Below are 4,527 nucleotides of genomic sequence, written 5' to 3'. Positions count from 1 at the left end.
CGCCCGCGCCCGCCGCGGCACCCGTGGCGGCGGCCGCACCGGCAGCCGCGCCGTCGGGGTCCGGTGCGCTGCGCATCCGCTTCGCCCGCCTGTCGGACACCGAATGCGATCTGCTGGCCGACGAACTGGCCAACCTGGGCCGGCTGGTCTCGCGCACGCGCAGCAACGACCAGTTGACCGTGATGCTGGAGACCACTTGCAATCCGGAGGACATCGTCGCCGTCTGCTGCTTCGTGATCGACGAATCGCAGATCGACATCACGCGCGATGCGGCCGAGGAGCCGGTCGAGGAGCCGGCGATGCAGGCGCAAGTGCAGGCCGCGCCGCCGGCAGCCGCGCCCGCGCCGCCCGTCGCCGAGCCCGGCGCCAAGGCCCAGGCCGCCGCCTCGCCCGCCGCTGCCAAGGAGTCGAGCTCGATCCGCGTCGATGTCGAGAAGGTCGACCAACTCATCAACCTGGTGGGCGAACTGGTCATCACGCAGTCGATGCTCACGCAGGCCGCCACCATGCTCGACCCGGTCGTCTACGAGCGCTTCCTGAGCGGCCTCGGCCATCTGGAGCGCAATGCGCGCGACATGCAGGAGTCCGTGATGTCGATCCGCATGATGCCGATGGACTACGTCTTCAGCCGTTTCCCGCGTGTCATCCGCGACGTCAGCGCCAAGCTGGGCAAGCAGGTCCGCCTCGACACCTACGGCAAGGAGACCGAGCTCGACAAGGGCCTGATCGAGCGCATCGTCGATCCGCTCACGCACCTGGTGCGCAACAGTCTCGACCACGGCATCGAGACGCCCGACATCCGCCTCGCCAAGGGCAAGGACGCCACCGGCCAGCTGCTGCTGTCGGCGCAGCACCACGGTGGCAACATCGTGATCGAGGTCAGCGACGACGGCGCCGGGCTGAACCGCGAGAAGATCCTGGCCAAGGCCATGCAGCAGGGCCTGGCCGTGAGCGAGACCATGCCCGACGAGGAAGTCTGGCAGCTGATCTTCGCGCCGGGCTTCTCGACCGCCGAGCAGGTGACCGACATCTCCGGCCGCGGCGTCGGCATGGACGTAGTGAAGCGCAACATCCAGGAGATGGGCGGCCATGTCGAGATCCAGTCGCGCGGCGGCCACGGCACCACCACCCGCATCGTTCTGCCGCTGACGCTGGCGATCCTGAACGGGATGTCGGTCAAGGTCGGGGCGGAGGCCTACATCCTGCCGCTGAGCTACGTGATCGAGTCGCTGCAGCCGCTCGCCGACCACCTGCATTCGATCACCAGCGACGGGCATGTGATCAAGGTGCGCGGCGAGTACCTGCCGCTGATCGAGCTGCACCGCGTCTTCGACGTCGCGGGGGCCCAGGTGAACCCGACCCAGGGCATCCTGGTGATCGTGCAGGCCGACGACGCGCGCTTCGCGCTGCTGGTCGACGAGCTGCTGGGGCAGCACCAGGTGGTGGTGAAGAACCTCGAGACCAACTACCGCAAGGTGCCCGGCATCTCGGCGGCGACGATCCTGGGCGACGGCAGCGTGGCTTTCATCATCGACGTCGGCGCCATGCCGCGCATCCAGCGTGCGCAGGCGGCGAGCGCTGCCGCGCTGGCCGGCGCCGCCAGGCCGCAGGCGATCGCGGCCTGACGCTCTTCCATGCATTGCCCCGGACATCCCGCCGACGGGGATGCTTGACTCGAGCTTCAGACGGAGACATTTGCAATGCGCTTTGATTTCTTTCGACTGGCAGGTTCGAACCCTGCCGCGAGCGATGAGGTGGCCGCCGCTGATCGTGCCCCGGTGGACCCGACGGACGATCCGCTGCGGCCGCGCGAAGCCAACGGCTATGTGAGCTACGCACTGCAGCTCGATGCGCAGCAGCGGGTCAAGGGCTATCGCATGGCTTGGCTCCCGGCTCCCGGGTCCGAGGCAACGCCGGACGCGTCGAGCCAGTTCAGGGCGCTGCTCGACAACATCTGCAGGCATCTCAACCCGGCGCGCACCGGCTGGCGCCTCGGCCGCCTCGCGATCTTCCTCGATGTCACGGTCGACGCGCTGTTCCTGGCCGAGCTTCAGTCGCTGCCGCCCGAGAACGTGGTCCTGTGCATGGGCATCGACGACCTGATGGATGTCGAAACGCGCTCGATGCTGCTCTTTCTTCGCGAGCAAGGCTTCGGCTTCATGCTGCGCGACGCCGAGGCGTTGCCGGGCGACCCCGAGCTGCGCGACATCATCACCCACGTCGACGTCGGCGACGGCGACCCGGATCGGGTGGCGCGTGTGCGCAGCGAGGAGCCGCTGGGCCGCGCGCCGCTGCAGCTGATCGCCTCGCGGATCGAGAGCTGGCAACAGGCCCAGTCCTGCGCTGGACGCCGTGTGGACGTGTTCATCGACGGCTCGCAGATGCATCCACCGGTGAAGGAGGGCGCCGCCGCCCTGCAGCCCGAGGCGATCCTGATCGTGCGCCTGATGCACATGATCCAGCGCAACGAGAACGTGCGCGCCATCGAAGAGGCGCTCAAGCGCGACGCCGCGCTGACCTACAGGCTGCTGCGCCATATCAACTCTCCGGCCATCGGCGTCGGTGTCGAAGTCCATTCGCTGCGGCATGCGGTGGCGATGCTCGGCTACGCGCCGCTGTTCCGCTGGCTGTCGCTGCTGCTGGCGACGAGCAACCGGTCGATCTCGCCCTTCATGACCAAGAAGGCGATCACGCGCGGGCGCTTCGTCGAGCTGATGGGCCAGCAGCTGCTGCCGGCCGGCGAGGCCGACAACCTGTTCGTGGTCGGCATGTTCTCGCTGATCGACCAGCTGCTCGGGGTCTCCATGGAGCAGGTGCTGGCGAAGGTGCAGCTCGCGGAGTCGGTCCAGCAGGCGATCCTGGAGCGCAAGGGCGTCTATGCACCCTTCCTCGCGCTGGCCGAAGCCTGCGAGGGCGACGGCGCCCAGGCGGCGCGGCTTTCCGAGGCGCTCTTCGTGAGCGCCGGTCAGGTCAATGCGGCGCACTTCGCGGCGCTGGTCTGGTCGCAAGAGGTGAACGCGCACGAGGCGGCAGGATGAACCTGAAGCGCGAGTTGCAAGGTGTTTGTCCCCTTGATCGATCCATTGGAAAAGAGGCCCGCTATGTACATTGAAGCGCATGCACCGACGCCGGCCGTGAACACCGAATTCCTATTTACCGACAGCGACTTCTCCAAGGTCCGGACGCTGATCCATCGGCGGGCCGGCATCGCGCTGGGCGAGCAGAAGCGACAGATGGTCTACAGCCGCCTGTCGCGCCGGCTGCGGGAGCTGCGGCTGCCGGAGTTCTCCTCCTACCTCGAGTTGCTGGAGGCGCGCCAGGACGGTGACGAATGGCAGTCGTTCATCAACTCGCTGACCACCAACCTGACCTCGTTCTTCCGCGAGGCCCATCATTTTCCGGTGCTGGCGGAGCACGTGCGCAAGGCCAGGGAGCCGGTGACGATCTGGTGTTCGGCGGCCTCGACCGGCGAGGAGCCCTATTCGATCGCGATCACGCTGATCGAGGCGCTCGGCGACAAGGCCAACGCGGCACGCGTGATCTCGACCGACATCGACACCGCGGTGCTGGCCAAGGCCCAGGCTGGTGTCTTCACCGCCGAGCAGGTAAGCCGGCTGTCGCCCGAGCGGCTGCGCCGCTTCTTCAGCAAGGGCACCGGCACCAATGCCGGCAAGGTCCGCATCCGGCCCGAGGTCGCGCAGCTGGTGAAGTTCTCGCGCCTGAACCTGCTCGACCCTTCGTGGTCGGTGAAGGAGCCGGTGGATGCGATCTTCTGCCGCAACGTGRTGATCTATTTCGACRAGCCGACGCAGAAGAAGGTGCTCGACCGCTTCGCGCCGCTGCTGAAGACCAACGGACTCCTGTTTGCCGGCCATTCGGAGAACGCCTCGCTGGTCAACCCGAGCTTCAAGTCGCTCGGCCACACGGTGTACGAGCTGGCGCGGGTGAAGGCCAAGGCGGGCGTTGCATGAGCGCAGCGCGAGGGCAGGGGCAAGCATGAGCGCGGGAGTGCCGGGTTCGCTGGCAAACCACCACTACTTCGACCGCGACGTCGGCAGCATGGCGGTCAAGCTGCTGCCGTCGGAATACTTCGTGACCACCACCGACACGGTGCTGACCACGGTGCTGGGCTCCTGCGTCTCGGCTTGCATCCTCGACATCGACAACGGCGTCGCGGGCATGAACCACTTCATGTTGCCGGAGGAGGGCGACGCGGTCCCGCGCGACGCCGTCGAGTCGATGCGCTACGGCGCCTACGCGATGGACGTGCTGATCCGCGAGCTGATCCGCTCCGGCGCGCGGCGCGATCGGCTGCAGGCCAAGGTGTTCGGCGGTGCCGCGGTGCTGGCGAACATGACCACGCTCAACATCGGCGACCGCAACGCGGACTTCGTCCTGCGCTACCTGAAGGCCGAGCGCATCAGCGTCGCCGCGCAGGACCTGCGCGGCCAGCACGCGCGACGCGTGTGCTTCATGCCCGCGAGCGGGAAGGCGGTGGTTCGCAAGCTGCGGGCTCAGAACGACGTG

4 protein-coding genes are annotated in these 4,527 nt (G+C 67.6%); all 4 read left to right on the top strand.

The window, feature by feature from the left end; all coding sequences use genetic code 11:
* The coding region (locus tag AC1D2K_RS30440) for a chemotaxis protein CheW (protein ID WP_478093631.1) at window positions 1–1,625 on the top strand (1,625 nt) is incomplete at its 5' end.
* Window positions 1,626–1,778: 153 nt separating this feature from the next.
* On the top strand, window positions 1,779–3,038 hold the full coding sequence (locus tag AC1D2K_RS30435) for an EAL and HDOD domain-containing protein (protein ID WP_478093629.1): 1,260 nt from the start codon (window positions 1,779–1,781) through the stop codon (window positions 3,036–3,038).
* Window positions 3,039–3,101: 63 nt separating this feature from the next.
* Entirely contained in the window at window positions 3,102–3,971 is an 870-nt protein-coding gene (locus tag AC1D2K_RS30430) for a CheR family methyltransferase (RefSeq protein ID WP_478093627.1), read from the top strand.
* A 25-nt stretch (window positions 3,972–3,996) separates the two neighbouring features.
* Window positions 3,997–4,527, top strand: a 531-nt coding sequence (cheD, locus tag AC1D2K_RS30425) for a chemoreceptor glutamine deamidase CheD (protein WP_478093625.1), incomplete at its 3' end; no start/stop codon positions are given.

The organism is Variovorax sp. P1_H12_2, assembly GCF_056405335.1.
The sequence above is the reverse complement of the archived record's forward strand: the minus strand, read 5'-3'. Positions and strand labels throughout refer to the sequence as shown.